Origin of the sequence: Paraburkholderia sp. BR10936 (assembly GCF_040965735.1) — a bacterium.
GTDB classification, from domain to species: domain Bacteria; phylum Pseudomonadota; class Gammaproteobacteria; order Burkholderiales; family Burkholderiaceae; genus Paraburkholderia; species Paraburkholderia nodosa_A.
This window is the reverse complement of record NZ_JBFRCM010000004.1, coordinates 537,581-556,060: the sequence shown is the minus strand read 5'-3', so window position 1 is coordinate 556,060 and position 18,480 is coordinate 537,581. Positions and strand designations below refer to the sequence as shown.

Sequence of the window (18,480 nt, the reverse complement as noted above, 5' to 3'; positions counted from 1 at the left end):
CGCGGCCGCCCGGCGGCGCTCGATGCGCCGCTCCCCATGACAACTCAAGGAGAACCATGCTGCGGGTTCTGATCTGTGCGGGCGCGATGGCGTTGCCGCTCTCCGCTTTCGCATTCACGGCAAGCGACCTCAACCGGCTCTGCACGAAGACCGACGTGGCTTCGCGCAGTGCATGCGCTGCCTATATCGAAGGTGCCGCGGACGGCATCTTCAACACCATCGACGCCATCGGCGGCACTACCGGGCCGCGCGTGGGTCAATACTTCTGCCTGCCGCCCGATGCGCGCTCGGCGCAACTCACCGACGCGGTGCGCAAGTACATCGCCGACAACCCGAACGTGGCCGGCTACAACGCCAGTACTGCCATTTCGCTCGGGCTGGGCAAGGCGTTTCCCTGCAAGACCGGCAGCGGGAGTTGAAGCCGGCGGGTTCAAGTCGTAACCCGTAGTCCGTAGTTAGATATAGCTGCAAACACGGCGCGGCACCGACCGCCGCCGCGCCGTTCATCATCGAGGCCGCAGCGGGGCCAGCGTTCACCCTCGCCGAGGCCGTCCGCGGGCCTGCGCCCGTGCCGTTTCCAAGAGTCGCCCTTTGCTCAGGATGCTCAGGAGGAACTGGCCGCAGATGCCGACACTCGACGATCTCTCCCATTTCACCGACGCGCCGCTGCACGACTGGCTCGGCACGTTGCTCGTGAGCGCGCTCGCGCTCGTTTTCGCGCTCGGCCTGCACTGGGTCGGCGGCCGCGTCTTGCTGCGCATCGCGCGCCCGTATCCGCGGGTCAGCGTGTTCCTGCGCTATATCCGCAAACCGGCGCTCGCCGTGCTCGCGATCCTCGCGATCGAATTCGTCTGGTGGCAGGCGCCCGACACGCTCAGGCACATCAGCGGCCTGCGCGAGCTGTGCGCGTTCGCGCTGATCGCCGCGATCACCTGGCTTTCGGTGCGCTGCGCGGCAGCGATCGGCGAGGCCATCATCGCCGCCCATCCGCTCGACATCGCCGACAACCTCCAGGCCCGCCGCATCCACACCCAGGCCCGCGTGCTCGCGCGTACGGTGATGGTGCTGATCATCATCGTGGGCGTGGGCGCGGCGCTCATGACCTTCCCGAACGTGAGGCAGATCGGCGCGAGCCTGCTGGCTTCGGCCGGGGTTGCCGGTCTCGTCGCCGGTATCGCGGCACGCCCCGTGCTAGGGAATCTGATTGCCGGTTTGCAGATCGCGCTCTCGCAGCCGATCCGGCTCGACGACGTGGTCGTGATCCAGGGCGAGTGGGGGCGCATCGAGGAAATTACCGGCACCTATGTTTCGGTGCGGATCTGGGACCAGCGGCGGCTCATCGTGCCGCTGCAATGGTTCATCGAGAATCCGTTCGCGAACTGGACGCGCAGCAGCTCGCAGATCATCGGCACGGTGTTTCTGTGGCTCGACTACCGCATGCCGCTCGCGCCGCTGCGCGAGGCGCTCGCGCGCATCGTCGACGGTGCGCCCGAATGGGACCGCCGTGTGCAGGTTTTACAGGTCACCGACGCCAACGAGCGCGCGATGCAGGTGCGCGTGCTGGTGAGTTCGCGCGACTCCGGCCTGAACTTCGATTTGCGCTGCCGCGTGCGCGAAGGGCTGCTCGATTTCGTCAACGAGCACTATCCGCAGTTCCTGCCGCGTGCGCGCGCTGAAGTTTCGGCGGAGCTCGAAAGCAGCACCGGGGAACTGCCGTCCTTCGTGCGCCGCCCCGCGCGGCAGGCGGCGGCGAGCACGGCGGCCCATACGGAGGCGGATCCCGTGACGGGCACGCGCGTGCCGGGAGACGGCGAGGAGCTGGAGACGCACCGCCCGGCGCGGCCGGCATCCGAAGCGGCTAAGGGGGCCGAGGCAGCGCAAGCCACCGACGCCCGCGAGCCGGCGACCGAAAGCCGCCGCGATAATGGTGGATAACCGCTGCCAGCGGTCGAGAGGGAAAGGAGGAGGAACAGCAAGATGGGCAGACTGATAGTCGTCTCGAACCGCGTGGCGACGCCGACGGAGACCAAGGGCTCGGCAGGCGGCCTCGCGGTCGGCGTATTCGGCGCGCTGAAGGACGCGGGCGGCGTGTGGTTCGGCTGGAGCGGCGACGTGGTGAGCGAGACGGTGGCGAACGCGGGGCCGACGCTCGTCGAAGAAGGCCACGTCACCTTTGCGACCGTCGGCCTCACGCGCAAGGACTACGATCAGTACTACCGCGGATTCTCGAACGCCACGCTCTGGCCGGTGTTCCACTACCGCAACGACCTCGCGCGCTACGAGCGCGACGAATACGCGGGCTATCGCCGCGTGAACGCGTGGCTCGCGCACAAGCTCATGAAGCTGATCCACCCGGACGACAACATCTGGGTGCACGACTACCACCTGATTCCGTTCGCCGAGGCGCTGCGCTCTGAAGGCGTTCGCAACCGCATCGGCTTCTTCCTGCATATTCCGTTTCCATCGCCGCAGGTGCTGCAGACCATTCCGCCGCACGACGAACTCGTCAGGTCGCTGTGCTGTTACGACCTGCTGGGCTTCCAGACGCAGAACGACCAGCAGGCATTCCACGACTACATCGCGCGCGAGGCGCGCGGCAAGGTTCGCGAGCGCGCAGAGAATCCGGAGCACGGCGAGGTCGAGGCGTATGGCCGCAAGCTGCGCACGGGGGTCTACCGCATCGGCGTGTTTCCGGACGAGATCGCCGAGCAGGCCGCGCGCTACGAAAGCCGCCAGCACGTGCTCGACCTCAAGCAGAGTCTGGAAGGGCGCAAGCTCATCATGAGCGTGGACCGGCTCGACTATTCGAAAGGGCTCGTCGAGCGTTTCCATGCGTTCGAGCAGTTGCTGGAAACGTCGCCCGAATGGCGCGGCAAGGTCACGCTCGTGCAGATCGCGCCGCCCACACGCTCGGATGTCGCGAGCTACAAGGTGATACGCGAGGAACTGGAGCGGGAAGCCGGGCGCATCAACGGCCGCTACTCTGGCCTCGATTACACGCCGATCCGCTATCTGAGCCAGCAGTACGACCGCTGGAAGCTGATGTCGCTCTTTCGCGAGTCGCAGATCGGCTATGTGACGCCGCTGCACGACGGCATGAATCTCGTCGCCAAGGAATACGTGGCCGCGCAGAATCCCGGCGATCCGGGCGTGCTCGTGCTGTCGATCTTCGCAGGCGCGGCGGCCGAACTCACGGGCGCATTGCTCGTGAATCCTCATGATGCGACCGGTATGTCGGAAGCGCTGGAACGCGCGCTCTCGATGCCGCTCGAAGAGCGCCAGGCGCGCTACCAGACCAACATGGAGGCGCTCAGACGCAACGACCTCGGCGTGTGGCGAGACACCTTCCTGCGCGACCTCGCGGCGGTGCCCCAGCCGCGCTGAACGATACGGGGCACAGGCGGTTCGCGCGCCGGCACGATTGCGTATGATGCGTGGCTGATCCACGCATCCGCAGTGCGACTGCCACGCCACCCCGCGCACCTTCATGCTGACTACGCTCGCCATCGCCAACTACCGCTCGCTGCGCGAGCTCATCGTGCCGCTCGGTGCGCTCAACGTCGTGACCGGTCCGAACGGCAGTGGCAAGTCGAATCTCTATCGCGCGTTGCGTCTGCTCGCGCTCACCGCCCGCGGCGGCGTGATCCCGTCGCTGGCGCGCGAGGGCGGCCTGCAATCCACGCTGTGGGCGGGCCCCGAGCGCTTCTCGCGCGCCGTCACCGCTGGGGAATACGCGGTGCAGGGCACGGTACGCAAGGATGCGGTGAGCCTGCGCCTGGGCTTCGCGGGCGACGCCTTCGGTTACGCGATCGATCTGGGATTGCCGCTGCCTTCGTCCACTTCGCAGTTTTCGCTCGACCCGGTGATCAAGCGCGAATGCATCTGGAGCGGGCCGATCCTGCGGCCCTCGGCGTTGCTCGTGGATCGCCAGGGGCCGATGATCCGCATCCGCGACGCCGCGGGCGAATGGACGACGCTCGCGCAGCCCGTGGCGAGCTTCGACAGCATGATGACCGAGTACGCCGACCCGCGCAGCGCACCCGAAATGATCGCCGTGCGCGAGCAGATTCGCTCGTGGCGTTTCTACGACCACTTCCGCACCGACGAGCACGCGAGCGCGCGCCAGGTGCAGATCGGCACGCATTCGCCGGTGCTCGCCGACGACGGCGCCAACCTCGCCGCCGCGCTGCAGACGATCCGCGAGATCGGCGACGGCGAGGCGCTCGATACCGCCATCGGCGACGCCTTTCCGGGCGCGCGCGTCGAAATCGTGAATCACGAAGGGCGCTTCGAGGTAGCGCTGCGCCAGGAGGGGCTATTGCGGCCGCTGCGTGGCGCGGAGCTCTCGGACGGCACCTTGCGCTATCTACTGCTCGCGGCGGCGCTGCTGAGCCCGCGGCCGCCGGGCCTGCTGGTGCTCGACGAGCCCGAGACGAGCCTGCATCCGGACCTGCTGCCGTCGCTCGCGCGGCTCATCGCGCGGGCGTCGCGGCACTCGCAGGTCATCGTCGTCTCGCACGCGGCGCGGCTCGTGGCGGCGCTGGAGCGCGAGGCCGGCAGCCAGTCGGTCGTGCTCGAACGGCGCCTCGGCGCAACCGGGTTCGCCGACCCCGACACGCTCGACGTGCCGGCCTGGAAATGGCCCGCCAGATAGGCCGGTAGGGCAAACGCAGGGGTTGTTTCGGCATGTAACACCGTATAGAAATTGAAAGACTGGCGGCGCGCGAGCCCGGCTTGCCGAATAATGGGATAACTGCTGCGTCGCCGATGGCCGCCCGGACCTGGCTTAGAATGACCGGCACCGCAAGAACGGGCAACGCGGCCCCGTTTCCTGGAGACACACGATGAGAATTGCGCAGATCGCCCCGCTGACCGAATCGGTCCCGCCGAAGCTCTATGGCGGCACCGAGCGCGCCGTGTCGTATATCACTGAAGCGCTGGTCGAACTCGGGCACGACGTCACGCTGTTCGCGAGCGGCGATTCGCTCACGAGCGCGAAGCTCGAGCCCGTGTGGCCACGAGCGCTGCGGCTCGACCCCGGCATCCGCGACCGTATCGCACCGCACATGCTCCTCATGGAAATGGTGCGCCGCCAGGCCGACCAGTTCGACGTGTTGCATTTCCATATGGACTACTACTCGTTTTCGGTGTTCAAGCGCCAGGAAACGCCGTTCGTGACGACGCTGCACGGCCGTCTCGACCTGCCCGAGCAGCAGCCGGTCTTCGATACGTTCAACACCGCGCCCGTCATCTCGATCTCCAATGCGCAGCGCCAGCCGATGCCGCAAGCGCGCTGGCTGCGCACGGTCTACCACGGCCTGCCCGAGACGCTCTACACGCCGCAGCCTGTGGAGCAGCGCTATCTTGCGTTTCTCGGCCGTATTTCGCCGGAAAAACGCGTCGACACGGCGATACGCATTGCCGGGCGCTGCGGGCTGCTCATCCGGATCGCCGCGAAGGTCGACGAAGCCGACCGCGAGTATTTCGAGCGCGACATCAAGCCGTTGCTGGCGCTGCCGCACGTCGAGTACGTGGGCGAGATCAACGACAGCCAGAAGGCCGAATTCCTCTCCGGCGCCCATGCGCTGCTGTTCCCGATCGACTGGCCGGAGCCGTTTGGCCTCGTGATGATCGAGGCGATGGCGTGCGGCACGCCCGTGATCGCGTTCAATCGCGGCGCCGTACCGGAGGTGGTGGAAGAGGGCGTGACGGGCTTTATCGTCGAGGACGAGATCGGCGCCGTGGCGGCGGTGAACCGCATCGCGCGCGTTCCGCGCGCCGGCGTGCGGCGCCGCTTCGAAGAGCGTTTCACCTCGCACCGCATGGCGCAGGAGTACGTGCAGGCGTACGAGGCGGTGATTCGCGCGAACAAGCGTTCGCGCTTCAAGGTGATCGATACGTCCGCGAGCTGAGCGCACGGACGTCCGCGGGGCGCCTAGAGCTCGAGTTTCGTGATCTTCGTGCCGCCGAGCGAGAGGTCGCCGATCAGCCCGCTGTTGGTGAGCACGAAGACCTGCACGGGCTGGGTGGCCGTGGTGGTGTCGATCGAGCCGTTCGCGCCGACCTTCACGAGCGCGACCGACGCGTCGCCGCCTGCCGACCAGCCGCTCGAATTGCGGAATTTCGCCAGCGCGTCTTCCGTCATGAAGAGATAGATGACGGACTTCGACTGCACGCCGAGCGTTGCGCCAACCGACGCCGACGACGTGCTGTAAAAGCCAACCGTGCTGCCCCCCACGCGCAGCGCGCCGTCGCCGTGTTCGCCGCCGACGCCGATGCCCGCCTGGATCACGCGCGGGAACACCAGAATGCCGCGAGCCTTGCCGACCAGTTCGCGCGAGCCCGGCACCGTCTGATAGAGGCGCGACAGGGTGGCGTCGACGTCGGAGTTGATCGAGTCGGCGCGCGACGCATTGGTCGCGGGGCTGGGGGCCTGGCTGCCGGTGGTGGTGCAGCCCGAGAGTGTCGCGACGCCGACGGCGATTGCGACAGAAGCCTTCAAAAGCATGCGAGATGCGTTCATCTTGTTCTCCGTTCTAGTTGCCGGGCGCCGCGATGTCACGGCGTCCCGTCGTTATACCCGAACGTCCCGACCCGCTCTTTGAAGCTGCGCAGCACACCGCTGTGCGCTGGGGCATGCACGAAACGCGCTAGCGCTCCGGCACGGGCTTGGCCGTGGGCCGACGCAAGGCGCGCTTCACCCCGCCGATGAGCACGCCGATCGCGAGCAGCACCGCAGCGGGCACGACCCAGTAGCCGACGAACGCGTGCCACAGGTAGCCTGCGAGCGTCGTGCGCCGCACGGCGTATTCGTCGCGCGCTTCCTGCTGGCGCTGTGCGTTCGCCGCGAGCACCACGGCGGGGCAGCCGGCTGCACGCGCGGTTTCGGGCGTGCCGTGGCAGCGCAGCGGGGCGCCGGCGTCGCGCTCGGCGTCGGTGAAGGTCCAGGAGGTCAGCGCGCGCTGCAGATCCGCGCGGTTATACGCCATCTCGTCCTGAACCTCGCGCACCGCGACGATCATCACCGGCACGAGCCAGAAGGTGATCACCATGAGCCAGCGGCGAAACCAGCGGTTCTTGTGTCTCCATGCCATCTGCGCCTCCGTTCGATGCCATTGGCATCAACGTCAACGCGGCAGCCCGATGGCTAATGTGTGATTTCGCGGGGAGGGGCCGCCGCTGCAGCCATCATAGGAGAAAAACGGCACGTCCGAATGCGGGTCATGACGCAAATCCGCGCAAACCTGCACGATTTCGCATCCGTCGACGATGATTCGCACAACCGAAGACACGGGCGCTGCAACGCACAAAAACAGCGCATAAAAAAACGCGCCGCAGCAAAGGCTGCGGCGCGCGGATCCTGCGAGCGCAAACGGGTGCGGGAGCGTTCCCGAACCCGCTTCGCTCAGCTCTTCGTCGAGAGGCAGGTCTTCATGAATGCCTTGCGGTCGTCGCCCTTCTTGTCGCCGGCCTGGGCGTTGCACGCCTTCATGCGCTCTTGCTGGGTCATCGTCGGAGCCGGAGCGCCGGCAGTCGAAAGGCACTGCTTCATGAATGCCTTGCGGTCGTCGCCTTTCTTGTCGCCGGCCTGGGCGTTGCATGCCTTCATCTTGTTCTGCTGGCTGTTCGCCGCCGGCGCGGAAGCGGGTGCGGCGGTCTGTGCGAACGCCGGCGCGGCCAGCACGCCGCCCAGCACGATTGCAGCAATGACGGATTGCATCTTCATCGTTCACTCCCTTGACTTTGGACGTTCTCAGTTGACGTGCGGCCAGCCGTAAAGGCCGGTGCGCCTCGCGCGCGCCGCCATTATGGCAAAGCTGCCATTAAAACGACGCAGCGATGTGTTCGGTTGACGCGCGCGCTGCTGCACAATGTTCGCTATCGGCCGTCGATCCAGTCCGGCGTGGCCGCAACGACACGGAGAACGCGCATGCATTACCTCTTGATGTACGAACTCGCAGACGACTACCTCGAACGCCGCCCCGAACACCGCAGCGCGCATCTGAAGCTGGCATGGGCGGCTGTCGAACGCGGCGAGTTGCTCCTGGCGGGTGCGGTTGCCGATCCCGTCGACAACGCGCTGCTGCTTTTCCAGGGCGACAGTCCGGCCGCGGCCGAAGCGTTCGCGCGCGCCGACCCGTACGTGCTTTCGGGGCTCGTGAAGCATTGGCGCGTGCGGCCCTGGCAAACGGTGGTGGGCGAAGCGGCGTCGAATCCGGTGAAATAAGGCGCAAGTGCAGCGGCGGCGCAACCCGCGCGGCTTAGCTCTGCGCGTCGCCGCGCGCGTCGTTCGCCGCAGCTTGAGCCAACAGCTCGCGCACGGTGTCGTCGCTGACCTGATCGAAGTCGAGATAGAACTGGCCGACGCTGTAGAACGCCTCGGGCATGCGCGCACAGACGAATTCGTCCACCGTCCTGCCGAGCCGGTCCCGCGAGCCCGAGGGCGCGACCGGCAGCGCTGCGACGATGCGCGCGGGGCCAAGCGTGGCGAGCGCGAGCGCCGCTGCCTTGAGCGACGCGCCCGTGGCCATGCCGTCGTCGACGATGACCGCCACACGGCCCGCCACCGCAAGCGGAGCACGCTCGCCGCGATAGCGCGCCTCGCGCCGGCCAAGCTCGATGCGTGCGAGCGCCATGGCGCTCTGCAACTGGGCCTCGCTCACGCCGGCGCTGCGTACGAGCGCACTGTCCACGTACTGCGCGCCGTTCGACGACAGCGCGCCCATGGCGAGTTCCGGCTGCCAGGGCAGGCCAAGCTTGCACACGGGCAAGACATCGAGCGGCACCTGCAGCGCCTTCGCGACTTCATAGGCTACGGGCACGCCGCCGCGCGGGAGCGCGAGCACGATGACGTCGCGTCTGCCCGCGTAGGCCGAGAGCGGGCCGGCGAGCGAACGGCCCGCCTCGCGGCGATCGGTAAAGGGGCGTTCCATGAAGAGGTCCTCCCATCTCGTTGCAGGCAAACTGGCCAAGGGCCGCGCAACGATGCGTTCAGTTTGCCACTCGCGGCCACACGCTGCTGGTAAAAAGGGCACCTCGCCGGCTTCCACGAAGCGGCGCGCAATGCGAGCGGTCGTGCATGCCACTGCCCGCGCGATCCATTGCGGGGCGGCGCTCATTTGCATACGCGGATTTCTCGTTTGGCGCGGGCGTATCGCCTCGCTACGATGAAGTCGATCCCGCCACCGACGAGGTCTTGCCATGTCCGAATCCGCCTCCTTCAAGCCGCGCGTCGTCGAACCGGTCGTGCCCGATGCCCCCGACGGCCTCGGGCTCGCCGTCGAGCTGTGGCTCGCGCGCCCGGTCGACGGCATCGCGGGCCGGGCGCTGCGGATTCACCTGCGCCACGGCGCGCGCATGGAGCAGGCCGAAACGCTGCGCGATCTGCTCCATGCCGTCGGCACCGCTATCGTGGTGTCCTGACGGCCCTCCCGCCGCTCAATCGAGCGGAATGGCAAAGAGCGCGTCGAGCAGATTCGACGAGGTCGTGTCGGCGAGGCGCGTAAGCGATTCGACCATGCGCACCTGGCAGTCCACGAGTGGCAGCATGCGAATGCGCCGCGACTCGCCAAATTCCGCATGCGCGATCACACCCACGCCCACGCCCTGCGCAATGGCCGTTTGCAAGGCCTCGCGGCCATCCACGTAGAGCACGGGCTGGACCTGCAGTCCTTTGCGCACGAGTTCGGCTTCGAGCAACTGCTGCGTGACCGAATGCGTTTCGCGAAACACCATGGGCTCGCGCACGAGTTCCTCGTACGTCATGCGGCGCTTTTTCGCGGCGGGGCTTTCGGCGGGCACGACCGCGACCAGCGGTTCCTCGCGCAGCACGCGGGCCTGCAGCCGGCTGTGAACCTGACGCGCGGCCGTGATCGCGGCGTCGGCTTCGCTCGCGAGGACGCGGCGCATGCATTCCGTCGCGTTCGCGATCGAGAGCTTGATCACCACCCCCGGATAGCGCCGCCTGAACGCGCCGATCAGCTTGATGGCGAGGTCGGGCGCGTCGGCGGCGAGGGCGAGTTCGCCCGATTCGAGCGCGCCTGCCGCTTCGAGAAGCCGCCGCGCGTCGCGCTCACACCCCACCATCTGACGCGTCACCGCGAAGAGTCGTCGCCCGAGTTCGGTGAGTTCCACACCGCGAGGGCCGCGTTCGAAGAGTTTGACCCCGAAATCCTGTTCGAGCCGCCGCACATGGTCCGATACGGCCGGCTGCGTGAGCGAGAGCGCCTGCGCGGCGCGTGAGAACCCACCGTGTTCGGCGACCGCGTGAAAAGCCCGCAATTGCGCGTATTGCATGTCGAAGCACTCCGGCGACAGGAGAAAAACTGGGGATAAGTTCAACTTATATCGACATCGATTATATCGATTTTACCGATGGACGGCGCTGCGCTAACGTGTCGGGATCGACTGTCCCGACGCCCACTGGAGCCCGCATGACCACCCCCGCCGAGCCGTATCTCCTGACCCCCGGACCGCTTACGACCGCAGCCTCGACCAAGGCCGCGATGCAGCGCGACTGGGGCTCGTGGGACGCCGACTTCCGCGCCATGACCGCGCAATTGCGCGCCGCGCTGCTGCAGATCGCGGGCGACGAGCAGGGTGAATACGACTGCGTGCCGTTGCAGGGCAGCGGCAGCTATTGCGTCGAGGCGATGCTCGGCAGTTTCGTGCCGCGCAATGGCCACGCGCTCGTGCTCGCCAACGGCGCGTATGGCAAGCGCATCGCCACGACGCTGCGCTACCTGGGTCGCGAGCACACCGTGCACGACACCGGCGACTACCTGCCGGCGCGCGCCAAAGACGTCGAACAGCTGCTGATCGCGAACCCGGACATCACACATGTCGTCGTCGTGCACTGCGAGACCAGCTCGGGCATTCTGAACCCGATCGAGGAGATCGCGGCCGTGACGGCCCGCCAGGGGCGGCGCCTCCTGGTCGACTCGATGAGCGCGTTCGGCGCGGTGCCGCTCGACGTGCGCACGCTGCCTTGCGACGCGTTCGTCTCCTCGGCCAACAAGTGCGTCGAGGGCGTGCCGGGCTTCGGCTTCGTGATCGCAAAGAAGGAAGTCCTGAACAACGCAAAGGGCGTGAGCCACTCGCTCGCGCTCGATATCTTCGACCAGTGGGACGTCATGAACCGCACCGGCCAGTGGCGCTTCACGCCGCCCACGCACGCGGTGGCCGCGTTCATCGAGGCGCTGCGTCTGCACGCGCTCGAAGGTGGTCAGCCGGGGCGCCTTGCACGCTATGCGCGCAATCGCGACGTGCTCGTCGAGGGCATGCGCGGGCTCGGTTTCGAGCCGCTGCTGACCGAAGCCTGGCGCTCGCCCATCATCGTCACGTTCTTTTCGCCGGCCGATCCCGCATTCGACTTCGCGCGCTTCTACGAACTGATGAAGGCGCAGGGTTTCATCATCTATCCGGGCAAGCTGACGAGCGTGGAGAGCTTTCGCGTCGGCTGCATCGGCGCACTCGACGAGACCGTCATGCGCCGCGTCGTGGCCGCGTGCGGCGAAGCGCTGCGCACGCTCGGCGTGGCAAGCGCTGCGCCCGCGCCGGTCGACCTCGGCGCACGCGAAGCGCTCGCCGCGTAATACGCACAGATCGTCAAGACTCCACATCATCGATTTCTTAGCAGGACGCATGAAATGAAACACGTCAAGGCAGTAATTTTCGACTGGGCGGGCACCGTGGTCGACTACGGTTCGCGCGCGCCGATGGGCGCGTTCGTCGAGACCTTCGAGCAGTTCGGCGTGCCGATCACGATCGACGAGGCGCGCGGGCCGATGGGCATGGCCAAGCGTCCGCACATCGCGGCGCTGATGGCGCTGCCGCGCGTCGCGGCGGCGTGGGAAGCGCACTACGGCCACGCGCCTGGCGAAGCCGATATCGACGCCGTGTACGACGTCTTCGTGCCAAAGAACGTCGCCGTGGCCGCGCAGTACAGCGACGTGATTCCGGGCGTGGCGGCCGTGACCGCCGCGCTGCGTGCCGACGGCGTACGCATCGGCTCGACCACGGGCTACACGCGCGAAATCATCGACCAGATCGTGCCGGGCGCGAAGGCTCAGGGTTTCGATCCGGACAGCATCGTTTGCACGGGCGACACGCCCGAGGGCCGGCCGTCGCCATACATGATCTACCGCACGCTGCCGCAGCTCGGCGTGTGGCTCGCGCGCGACGCGATCAAGGTGGACGACACCGAAGTCGGCATCGAGGAGGGCATCAACGGCGGGACGTGGGCGGTGGGTGTCGCGGTGAGCGGCAACGCGTTCGGCCTGACCGAGGAAGAAGTTCGCGCGCTCGCGCCCGAAGAATTCGCGCGCCGCCGCGCCGCGGCCGCGGAACGCCTGCGTGCGGCGGGCGCGCACTACGTGATCGACAGCGTCGCCGATCTGCTGCCCGTGGTGAACGAGATCGAAGCGCGGCTGGCCCGCGGCGAGCGGCCCTGAGGCGACCCGAAGGGAACTGAGGGGAACAGAGGGGAACAGCGCGGTATGTTGCGAAGAACGCGCAGGCGGCCTCGCCGCCTGCGTTACCATGGGCGCCCCAGCCACTAGCCGCCGCCCATGAAGACGTTTGCGCTTTTCGTCGTGACCGCGCTCGCCGAGATCATCGGCTGCTATCTGCCTTATCGCTGGCTGCGCGAAGGCGCGAGTGGGTGGCTCCTCGTGCCCGCCGCTGCCTCGCTCGCGCTCTTCGCGTGGCTGCTCACGCTCCATCCCACGGCCGCCGGGCGCACCTATGCGGCCTACGGCGGCGTCTATGTCTGCGTGGCGATTCTCTGGCTCTGGGCCGTCCAGGCGATCAGGCCGAGCCCCTGGGACTGGGCCGGCATCGGCTTCACGCTAGCCGGCATGGCGCTCATCATGTTCCAGCCGCGCTGAGCGAATCCAGGCTCAGCAGCGCGTATTGACTTGCGGAAACTTGTCGCGGAAGGCCTGCGGCATCGGCACGACCTTTTTCGCTTCGTAGTCGAAGAACACGAAGCCCGATTTCGCCATGGCGATGAGCGCGCCATCGGCCGGCCGCGTGATGGACGAATGGCCCGAGGTGAAGGCCGCCCCGTCGCGCCGCTTGCGAGCCACCGGTTGAGCGCTGCCGCGCCATGGCGGCGCAAGCGCGCTAGCGCAGGCGCTCGGGTGGCGCTTCAGGCGGAGGATCGCCTTCCGGTACGGGCGGCGGCTCGCTGTCCGGTACCGGAGGAGGTGGCGGACGATGCGGATCGTCGGGCTCCTCGGTCGGCAGATGAGCCTCGGGGCCGCGGCCAACACGAGCGGCGGGCAGGAAATTCGAACGCATAAACCTCTCCGGGATACACGAAGCGTGCGCCAGATGGGGCGTCGCAGCCCCTCGGCCTCGCCTTCGCGCGAATCGATTTGCCCGGCTCGGCGCAAACGCCGTGCCCCGCGGGTCGCCGGGGCCGGTACGCGGGTTGCTGCTTATCAAGCCGGGACCGGCGCGGTCAGCTCGCTTCGACGGTGCGGGGTCCTGGCATCCGGGCTCGCAACGTACTGAAGGAGGACCGATCACCATGCACACCCCACCGACGAAGATTTTCGCGCCCGGCGCGCTCGCGCTGGCACTCGTCCTGGAAGGAGCAGCGGCGGGCGCGGCGCTCGCGCAGGACAACACCGGCGCGGATCGGCCGACCACGGCGCCCGCCACCGAGTCGAGCGGGGCGAAGGCCAACGGCGTGTACCCGGCGCCGACCCAGGGCGTCGAGAAGGGCGTGCCCGCCAGCAAGGGCGCACAGGCGACGCGAACGACACATTCCTCGAAACACAAACCGCATCACGCAAAAAAGCCGGCAAACGGCGCGGCGGGCGCGTCGGCCGCCGCGGGCGGCAGCGCTGCGAGGGAGTAAGACGATGCATGAAGATCGCGCCTTTCATTTTCCGCGCAAACTGCGCGAAAGCCGTCCGGCCCAACGCGAAAGCGGCGTCGAAACTTTCGTCCTCGCCGCGCACGGCTGGGTGCCGAACAACGCCCGGCTTCCCGTCATCGTCTATCGGCGCGCGCTGGCGCCAGGTGCCCATGACCTTGCACAGGCATTCAACGAACGCTTCGAGGCGAACGGCTGGCCGGTACAATGGCTCGACGGCGTATTCGACTATCACCATTTCCATTCCACGGCGCACGAGGTGCTGGGCGTGTTCGCCGGCACCGCCGAGCTGATTCTCGGCGGCCCGGGCGGGCGCGTGCTGCGCGTGCATGCCGGCGACGCGCTGCTGCTGCCGGCCGGCACCGGTCATTGCCTGCTGTCGCTCGCCGGCGGCTTTCGCGTAGCGGGCGGCTATCCGCGCGGGCAGCAGTGGGACATCCGCCGCGACGCGCTGACGTCGGCGGAGTTGCGCGCCATGCAGGCGCTGCCGTATCCCGCAAGCGATCCCATTTGCGGCGAACGGGGGCCATTGATCGAGCATTGGCTCGCGCAGGCGTGAGCGCGCCAGGCACAGCGCTTGCCTTCAGGCGGTATTCGCCGTGCATTCGCACAAGGGATAGGGGGATACCATGACGACACAATCGAATCGCCCGCTGAATATGCGAGACCTGGCTTGTCGCCGCGCTTGTGCGCTCGTCGTCTCGTTCGGGTGCACGTTCGGCTGTGCGCTGGGCGTACCGTCTGCCGCGCTCGCGCAGGGCGCACCGCAATCGATCGCCGTGCAGCGCATGGCGACGGTGCAGTCTGGCACCGGATTTCGCGCCTCGAAGCTCGTGGGCTCAGACGTCTACGACAATAGCGGCAGCAAGATCGGCGCGATCGACGACATCGTGCTCGAGTCGCCTAACCAGGGCGCCTTCGCGATTCTCTCCGTGGGCGGCTTCCTCGGTCTGGGCAAGCATCTCGTGGCCGTGCCGTTCAACGACCTGCGCATCGACAGCAAGCAGATCGTGCTGCAGGCCGACAAGGACCAGCTGAAGGCGATGCCCGAGTTCAACTACGCGCACGAATGACGCGCTCGTAGGTGAGCGTGATTGCCGGAGGTCAAGACCGCCAGGGCCTGAGTCCAAAGTCCTATTGCGCGCTCCCCGTCCACCCACCATAGTGGATGGATGCCTCATGTGAGGCGTCTGAAGCGGGGAGCGATTCAATGGCGAAGAAAGAGGAAGTCAAGGCCGCGAGCGCAGCCGCGCCGGCAGAAAAACTCAGCGAAAAGGCCTATCAAAAGGAACTCGGGCGCCTGCATGGCGAACTCGTTCGCTTGCAGGAGTGGGTGGTCCAGAAGCGCCTCAGGGTATGCATCCTGTTCGAAGGCCGCGACGGCGCAGGCAAGGGCGGCACGATCAAGGCGCTCACCGATCGGGTCAGCCCGCGCGTATTTCGCGTATTCGCGCTGCCCGCGCCCACGGAGCGCGAGAAGTCGCAGATGTACTTCCAGCGCTACCTGCCGCTGCTGCCCGCCGCGGGCGAAATCGTGGTGTTCGACCGGAGCTGGTACAACCGTGCGGGCGTCGAGCGCGTGATGGGCTTTTGCACGCCGGAACAGGCGACGGAATTCCTGCGCGGCGTGCCGCTCATCGAACGCGCCATCATCGACTCGGGCACGATCCTCATCAAGTTCTGGCTCGAAGTGAGCCAGCAAGAGCAGACCCGGCGCCTCGAAGGGCGCATCAACGACCCGCGCAAGATCTGGAAGCTTTCGCCCATGGACCTGCTGTCGTATAGCCGCTGGTACGACTATTCACGCGCGCGCGACGAGATGTTCGACATGACGGATACGCCGGAATCCCCATGGTTCGTTGTCCGATCCGATGACAAGAAGCGCGCGCGTCTGAATGTCATCAGCCATATCCTGAACACCATTCCGTACAAGGCGCTGCCGCGCGAGAAGGTCACGCTGCCCGAGCGCCAGAAGCCACAAGGCTACCGCGACCCGGACTATCGTTACCGTTACGTGCAGGAGAAGTACTGAGCGGCATCGCGTCCGACCCGGCGCAGCTTGTCGTCGCGCCGGATCAAACCACACTATTATCACGATTGAACGCTCACGAGAGGTAGACCATGGCCGAGCTGCTGTTGGGTAATATCGACGAACACGTCACCGACGCCGAAATCAACGAGTTTCTGGAGCGCTACGGTTTCCCGCCGTACGACGCGATTCAGCGCATCGAGGGAGCGGGCCGTCCCGGCGCGCTGCTCACCTTCCACGCCGCGAGCGAGGAGGGGTTGCGCCGCTTGCAGGGCCGCATTAACAACCTGTTCTGGCGCGAGCACACCATCAGCGCTCAGGTCATGCCGCCCGCACGCGAGGAATAGGCGCACGCAACTACACAACAGGGCGCGCACCGCGGCTACGCCAGCTGCGGTGCGCGCCCTGCATTTTCAGGCACCGTTTCGAGGCGGCCGCCCGCGAACCGTAAAGGCCAGCCTCAATAGAAGATCAAACCCGGCTGCTGCGTGCTCACGCGCGTACCCGCCTTGCCCTGGGTGATCGCCACGATATCGGCCAGCGCGCCGATCACCGCATCCTTGCCGGTGTTGCGCGCGAACTCCGCGGCCGCCATGACCTTCGGACCCATCGACCCGGCCGCGAAGCCCAGCTTCTCCAGTTCGTCGGGATGCGCGCTCGCAATCGCCTTTTGTGACGGCTGGCTCCAGTCGACGTACGTGGCGTTCACGTCGGTCGCGATGATGAGCATATCGGCCTCCAGCTCCTGCGCGAGCAGGGCGGAGCATAGATCCTTGTCGATCACCGCCTCCACGCCGCCCAGCTTGTGGCCTTCGCCGTAGAGCGTCGGAATGCCGCCGCCGCCCGCGCAAATCACGATCGTGCCGCGCTCCAGCAGCCATTTCACGGGGCGGATCTCGAAGATGTGCTTCGGCCGCGGGCTCGCCACGACACGGCGGAACTTGTCACCGTCCGGGGCGATGGCCCAGCCGCGCTCCGCGGCGAGCTTCTGCGCCTGCTCCTTCGTATAGACCGGGCCGATCGGCTTGCTCGGATGCTGGAACGCAGGATCGTTCGCGTCCACTTCGACCTGGGTGAGGATGGTCGCGAACGGCACCTCGTACGGCAGGAGATTGCCGAGTTCCTGCTCGATCATGTAGCCGATCATGCCCTCGGTCTGCGCGCCGAGCACGTCGAGCGGGTAGCCGGGCACGTCCTTGTAGGCCTCGCCCTGCAGCGCGAGCAGGCCGACCTGCGGCCCGTTGCCGTGGGCGATCACCAGTTCGTTGCCCTGCGCGATCTGCGCGATCTGGGTGGCCGCGAGGCGCACGTTCTCGCGCTGGTTCTCTGCCGTCATCGGCTCGCCGCGACGCAGCAGCGCGTTGCCGCCAAGCGCAATCACGATTCGCATGTCTGACTCCCAAGGTGATGCGTGTCGGTGAAGCGGGGCGCATGCACCGCGTTACCGGGTTTGCAACCCGGCCGCGCGGCGCACGCGCGCCGTCGAGCGGTACGGCTCAAATGTCGGCGAGCGTCGAAACGAGAATCGCCTTGATCGTGTGCATGCGGTTTTCCGCCTGCTCGAAGGCCAGATTCAGTGGCGATTCGAATACTTCCTCAGTGACCTCGACGCCGTTCTTCAACTCGGGATACGTGTCAGCGATCTGCTTGCCGACCTTGGTCTCGCTGTTGTGGAAGGCCGGCAGGCAATGCATGAAGCGCGTTTGTGCGCTACCGCTCGCCTTCATGAGCGCCATGTTCACCTGGTAGGGCAGCAGCACCTTGATACGTTCGCCCCAGGCTTCCATGGGCTCGCCCATCGAGACCCACACGTCGGTGTGCACGAAATCCACGCCCTTGACGGCTTCCTTGGGGTCTTCGGTGAGCAGCATGCGCGCGCCGCTTTCCTCGGCGAACTTCTTGCAGTCCGCCACGAGATCGTCGTGCGGCCAGAGCGACTTCGGCGCCGCGATGCGCACGTCCATGCCGAGTTTCGCGCCAATCAGCAGCAGCGAGTTGCCCATGTTGTTGCGGGCGTCGCCCAGATACGCGTAGCTGATCTGCGTGAGCGGCTTGTCCGAATGCTCGCGCATGGTGAGCACGTCGGCGAGCATCTGCGTGGGGTGGTATTCGTCGGTCAGACCGTTGAACACGGGCACGCCGGCGAACTTAGCGAGTTCCTCGACGATATCCTGTTTGAAGCCGCGATACTCGATCGCATCGTACATGCGGCCCAGCACGCGCGCCGTGTCCTTCATGCTTTCCTTGTGGCCGATCTGCGACGAGGTCGGATCGATATAGGTGACGTTCGCGCCCTGGTCGTAGGCCGCGACTTCGAACGCGCAGCGCGTGCGTGTGGAGGTCTTCTCGAAGATCAGCGCAATGTTGACGCCCTTGAGGTGCTGCTGCTCGGTCCCCGTGTATTTGGCGCGCTTGAGGTCGCGCGAGAGGTCGAGCAGATAACGCAGCTCGCGGGTGCTGTGGTGCATGAGACTAAGCAGGCTGCGGTTGCGCAGGTTGAAAGCCATGTCGTTTCTCCGTTGCGAATGCAGTGGGAATGCAGAGGGAATGCGAATAGGGGCGGCGC

At 66.8% G+C, this 18,480-nt stretch carries 23 protein-coding genes and 1 pseudogene; 15 read left to right on the top strand and 9 right to left on the bottom strand.

Going from position 1 to position 18,480, the window contains the following annotated elements:
- Positions 1–56: 56 nt before the first annotated feature.
- From AB4Y36_RS12130 to AB4Y36_RS12110, 5 genes are all read left to right on the top strand, one after another.
- Entirely contained in the window at positions 57–419 is a 363-nt protein-coding gene (locus AB4Y36_RS12130) for a Rap1a/Tai family immunity protein (protein ID WP_069268070.1), read from the top strand.
- Between the two features lie 205 nt (positions 420–624).
- Complete coding sequence (locus AB4Y36_RS12125) at positions 625–1,935, top strand: mechanosensitive ion channel family protein (protein WP_368683060.1); 1,311 nt, start codon at positions 625–627, stop codon at positions 1,933–1,935.
- 42 nt (positions 1,936–1,977) lie between these two features.
- Positions 1,978–3,384, top strand: a complete 1,407-nt coding sequence (gene otsA, locus AB4Y36_RS12120; protein ID WP_069268069.1) for an alpha,alpha-trehalose-phosphate synthase (UDP-forming) — start codon at positions 1,978–1,980, stop codon at positions 3,382–3,384.
- 103 nt (positions 3,385–3,487) lie between these two features.
- On the top strand, positions 3,488–4,654 hold the full coding sequence (locus AB4Y36_RS12115; protein ID WP_368683059.1) for an AAA family ATPase: 1,167 nt from the start codon (positions 3,488–3,490) through the stop codon (positions 4,652–4,654).
- 190 nt (positions 4,655–4,844) lie between these two features.
- Entirely contained in the window at positions 4,845–5,912 is a 1,068-nt protein-coding gene (locus AB4Y36_RS12110; protein WP_069268067.1) for a glycosyltransferase family 4 protein, read from the top strand.
- A gap of 23 nt (positions 5,913–5,935) precedes the next feature.
- Here AB4Y36_RS12110 and AB4Y36_RS12105 read toward each other — a convergent pair whose 3' ends face one another.
- The 3 genes from AB4Y36_RS12105 to AB4Y36_RS12095 all read right to left on the bottom strand — a co-directional run bounded on the left by AB4Y36_RS12105 (position 5,936) and on the right by AB4Y36_RS12095 (position 7,726).
- The gene (locus tag AB4Y36_RS12105) at positions 5,936–6,523 is read right to left on the bottom strand and encodes a YSC84-related protein (RefSeq protein ID WP_069268066.1); all 588 of its coding nucleotides are present in this window, start codon (positions 6,521–6,523) and stop codon (positions 5,936–5,938) included.
- A 127-nt stretch (positions 6,524–6,650) separates the two neighbouring features.
- A complete protein-coding gene (locus AB4Y36_RS12100) occupies positions 6,651–7,094 on the bottom strand; it encodes a hypothetical protein (protein WP_368619964.1) in 444 nt (147 codons plus the stop codon).
- A gap of 311 nt (positions 7,095–7,405) precedes the next feature.
- A complete protein-coding gene (locus AB4Y36_RS12095) occupies positions 7,406–7,726 on the bottom strand; it encodes a PsiF family protein (RefSeq protein ID WP_342945740.1) in 321 nt (106 codons plus the stop codon).
- Between the two features lie 204 nt (positions 7,727–7,930).
- Here AB4Y36_RS12095 and AB4Y36_RS12090 point away from each other — a divergent pair, with 204 nt between their 5' ends.
- Entirely contained in the window at positions 7,931–8,227 is a 297-nt protein-coding gene (locus AB4Y36_RS12090) for a YciI-like protein (protein WP_069268063.1), read from the top strand.
- A gap of 34 nt (positions 8,228–8,261) precedes the next feature.
- On the opposite strand, the gene AB4Y36_RS12085 is transcribed toward AB4Y36_RS12090, so the two are convergent.
- Entirely contained in the window at positions 8,262–8,933 is a 672-nt protein-coding gene (locus tag AB4Y36_RS12085; RefSeq protein WP_368683058.1) for a phosphoribosyltransferase, read from the bottom strand.
- 268 nt (positions 8,934–9,201) lie between these two features.
- On the opposite strand from AB4Y36_RS12085, the gene AB4Y36_RS12080 reads away from it, so the two are divergent.
- Positions 9,202–9,423, top strand: coding sequence for a hypothetical protein (locus AB4Y36_RS12080; RefSeq protein WP_069268061.1), 222 nt, complete (start codon positions 9,202–9,204; stop codon positions 9,421–9,423).
- A gap of 15 nt (positions 9,424–9,438) precedes the next feature.
- On the opposite strand, the gene AB4Y36_RS12075 is transcribed toward AB4Y36_RS12080, so the two are convergent.
- Positions 9,439–10,296: a LysR substrate-binding domain-containing protein gene (locus tag AB4Y36_RS12075; protein WP_069268060.1), complete on the bottom strand. Its 858-nt coding sequence runs from the start codon at positions 10,294–10,296 to the stop codon at positions 9,439–9,441.
- Positions 10,297–10,433: 137 nt separating this feature from the next.
- Here AB4Y36_RS12075 and AB4Y36_RS12070 point away from each other — a divergent pair, with 137 nt between their 5' ends.
- The 3 genes from AB4Y36_RS12070 to AB4Y36_RS12060 all read left to right on the top strand — a co-directional run bounded on the left by AB4Y36_RS12070 (position 10,434) and on the right by AB4Y36_RS12060 (position 12,887).
- On the top strand, positions 10,434–11,594 hold the full coding sequence (locus tag AB4Y36_RS12070; protein ID WP_368683057.1) for a 2-aminoethylphosphonate--pyruvate transaminase: 1,161 nt from the start codon (positions 10,434–10,436) through the stop codon (positions 11,592–11,594).
- Between the two features lie 54 nt (positions 11,595–11,648).
- Positions 11,649–12,452 carry a phosphonoacetaldehyde hydrolase gene (gene phnX / locus AB4Y36_RS12065; protein ID WP_368683056.1) on the top strand — a complete coding sequence of 268 codons (804 nt, stop codon included), beginning with the start codon at positions 11,649–11,651 and terminating at the stop codon, positions 12,450–12,452.
- A 117-nt stretch (positions 12,453–12,569) separates the two neighbouring features.
- Positions 12,570–12,887 (top strand): YnfA family protein, encoded by a 318-nt coding sequence (locus tag AB4Y36_RS12060; RefSeq protein WP_368606466.1) that lies wholly within the window; start codon positions 12,570–12,572, stop codon positions 12,885–12,887.
- Between the two features lie 12 nt (positions 12,888–12,899).
- On the opposite strand, the pseudogene AB4Y36_RS12055 reads toward AB4Y36_RS12060, so the two are convergent.
- Together AB4Y36_RS12055 and AB4Y36_RS12050 are read right to left on the bottom strand one after the other, a co-directional pair.
- Positions 12,900–13,037, bottom strand: a pseudogene (locus AB4Y36_RS12055) (thioesterase family protein); the annotation flags it as partial.
- A gap of 88 nt (positions 13,038–13,125) precedes the next feature.
- Positions 13,126–13,302, bottom strand: a complete 177-nt coding sequence (locus AB4Y36_RS12050) for a hypothetical protein (protein WP_342945746.1) — start codon at positions 13,300–13,302, stop codon at positions 13,126–13,128.
- 232 nt (positions 13,303–13,534) lie between these two features.
- Here AB4Y36_RS12050 and AB4Y36_RS12045 point away from each other — a divergent pair, with 232 nt between their 5' ends.
- The 5 genes from AB4Y36_RS12045 to AB4Y36_RS12025 all read left to right on the top strand — a co-directional run bounded on the left by AB4Y36_RS12045 (position 13,535) and on the right by AB4Y36_RS12025 (position 16,261).
- Positions 13,535–13,867 carry a hypothetical protein gene (locus AB4Y36_RS12045; protein ID WP_368683055.1) on the top strand — a complete coding sequence of 111 codons (333 nt, stop codon included), beginning with the start codon at positions 13,535–13,537 and terminating at the stop codon, positions 13,865–13,867.
- A gap of 4 nt (positions 13,868–13,871) precedes the next feature.
- Positions 13,872–14,444, top strand: coding sequence for a cupin (locus AB4Y36_RS12040; protein WP_368683054.1), 573 nt, complete (start codon positions 13,872–13,874; stop codon positions 14,442–14,444).
- A 70-nt stretch (positions 14,445–14,514) separates the two neighbouring features.
- Entirely contained in the window at positions 14,515–14,958 is a 444-nt protein-coding gene (locus AB4Y36_RS12035) for a PRC-barrel domain-containing protein (RefSeq protein WP_256094983.1), read from the top strand.
- Positions 14,959–15,095: 137 nt separating this feature from the next.
- Positions 15,096–15,917 carry a polyphosphate kinase 2 gene (ppk2, locus tag AB4Y36_RS12030; protein ID WP_368683053.1) on the top strand — a complete coding sequence of 274 codons (822 nt, stop codon included), beginning with the start codon at positions 15,096–15,098 and terminating at the stop codon, positions 15,915–15,917.
- Positions 15,918–16,006: 89 nt separating this feature from the next.
- Entirely contained in the window at positions 16,007–16,261 is a 255-nt protein-coding gene (locus tag AB4Y36_RS12025) for an RNA-binding protein (protein ID WP_254313976.1), read from the top strand.
- A gap of 113 nt (positions 16,262–16,374) precedes the next feature.
- Here AB4Y36_RS12025 and arcC read toward each other — a convergent pair whose 3' ends face one another.
- Together arcC and AB4Y36_RS12015 are read right to left on the bottom strand one after the other, a co-directional pair.
- Positions 16,375–17,304, bottom strand: coding sequence for a carbamate kinase (gene arcC / locus AB4Y36_RS12020; protein ID WP_368683052.1), 930 nt, complete (start codon positions 17,302–17,304; stop codon positions 16,375–16,377).
- 106 nt (positions 17,305–17,410) lie between these two features.
- Positions 17,411–18,421: an ornithine carbamoyltransferase gene (locus AB4Y36_RS12015; protein ID WP_342945751.1), complete on the bottom strand. Its 1,011-nt coding sequence runs from the start codon at positions 18,419–18,421 to the stop codon at positions 17,411–17,413.
- Positions 18,422–18,480: the final 59 nt, after the last annotated feature.

What these genes read in the sequence shown, in the direction of transcription:
- AB4Y36_RS12130 (WP_069268070.1), top strand. Translation starts at nt 57, where the DNA reads ATGCTGCGGGTTCTGATCTGTGCGGGCGCGATGGCGTTGCCGCTCTCC.
- AB4Y36_RS12125 (WP_368683060.1), top strand. Translation starts at nt 625, where the DNA reads ATGCCGACACTCGACGATCTCTCCCATTTCACCGACGCGCCGCTGCAC.
- otsA (WP_069268069.1), top strand. Translation starts at nt 1,978, where the DNA reads ATGGGCAGACTGATAGTCGTCTCGAACCGCGTGGCGACGCCGACGGAG.
- AB4Y36_RS12115 (WP_368683059.1), top strand. Translation starts at nt 3,488, where the DNA reads ATGCTGACTACGCTCGCCATCGCCAACTACCGCTCGCTGCGCGAGCTC.
- AB4Y36_RS12110 (WP_069268067.1), top strand. Translation starts at nt 4,845, where the DNA reads ATGAGAATTGCGCAGATCGCCCCGCTGACCGAATCGGTCCCGCCGAAG.
- AB4Y36_RS12105 (WP_069268066.1), bottom strand. Translation starts at nt 6,523, where the DNA reads ATGAACGCATCTCGCATGCTTTTGAAGGCTTCTGTCGCAATCGCCGTC.
- AB4Y36_RS12100 (WP_368619964.1), bottom strand. Translation starts at nt 7,094, where the DNA reads ATGGCATGGAGACACAAGAACCGCTGGTTTCGCCGCTGGCTCATGGTG.
- AB4Y36_RS12095 (WP_342945740.1), bottom strand. Translation starts at nt 7,726, where the DNA reads ATGAAGATGCAATCCGTCATTGCTGCAATCGTGCTGGGCGGCGTGCTG.
- AB4Y36_RS12090 (WP_069268063.1), top strand. Translation starts at nt 7,931, where the DNA reads ATGCATTACCTCTTGATGTACGAACTCGCAGACGACTACCTCGAACGC.
- AB4Y36_RS12085 (WP_368683058.1), bottom strand. Translation starts at nt 8,933, where the DNA reads ATGGAACGCCCCTTTACCGATCGCCGCGAGGCGGGCCGTTCGCTCGCC.
- AB4Y36_RS12080 (WP_069268061.1), top strand. Translation starts at nt 9,202, where the DNA reads ATGTCCGAATCCGCCTCCTTCAAGCCGCGCGTCGTCGAACCGGTCGTG.
- AB4Y36_RS12075 (WP_069268060.1), bottom strand. Translation starts at nt 10,296, where the DNA reads ATGCAATACGCGCAATTGCGGGCTTTTCACGCGGTCGCCGAACACGGT.
- AB4Y36_RS12070 (WP_368683057.1), top strand. Translation starts at nt 10,434, where the DNA reads ATGACCACCCCCGCCGAGCCGTATCTCCTGACCCCCGGACCGCTTACG.
- phnX (WP_368683056.1), top strand. Translation starts at nt 11,649, where the DNA reads ATGAAACACGTCAAGGCAGTAATTTTCGACTGGGCGGGCACCGTGGTC.
- AB4Y36_RS12060 (WP_368606466.1), top strand. Translation starts at nt 12,570, where the DNA reads ATGAAGACGTTTGCGCTTTTCGTCGTGACCGCGCTCGCCGAGATCATC.
- AB4Y36_RS12050 (WP_342945746.1), bottom strand. Translation starts at nt 13,302, where the DNA reads ATGCGTTCGAATTTCCTGCCCGCCGCTCGTGTTGGCCGCGGCCCCGAG.
- AB4Y36_RS12045 (WP_368683055.1), top strand. Translation starts at nt 13,535, where the DNA reads ATGCACACCCCACCGACGAAGATTTTCGCGCCCGGCGCGCTCGCGCTG.
- AB4Y36_RS12040 (WP_368683054.1), top strand. Translation starts at nt 13,872, where the DNA reads ATGCATGAAGATCGCGCCTTTCATTTTCCGCGCAAACTGCGCGAAAGC.
- AB4Y36_RS12035 (WP_256094983.1), top strand. Translation starts at nt 14,515, where the DNA reads ATGACGACACAATCGAATCGCCCGCTGAATATGCGAGACCTGGCTTGT.
- ppk2 (WP_368683053.1), top strand. Translation starts at nt 15,096, where the DNA reads ATGGCGAAGAAAGAGGAAGTCAAGGCCGCGAGCGCAGCCGCGCCGGCA.
- AB4Y36_RS12025 (WP_254313976.1), top strand. Translation starts at nt 16,007, where the DNA reads ATGGCCGAGCTGCTGTTGGGTAATATCGACGAACACGTCACCGACGCC.
- arcC (WP_368683052.1), bottom strand. Translation starts at nt 17,304, where the DNA reads ATGCGAATCGTGATTGCGCTTGGCGGCAACGCGCTGCTGCGTCGCGGC.
- AB4Y36_RS12015 (WP_342945751.1), bottom strand. Translation starts at nt 18,421, where the DNA reads ATGGCTTTCAACCTGCGCAACCGCAGCCTGCTTAGTCTCATGCACCAC.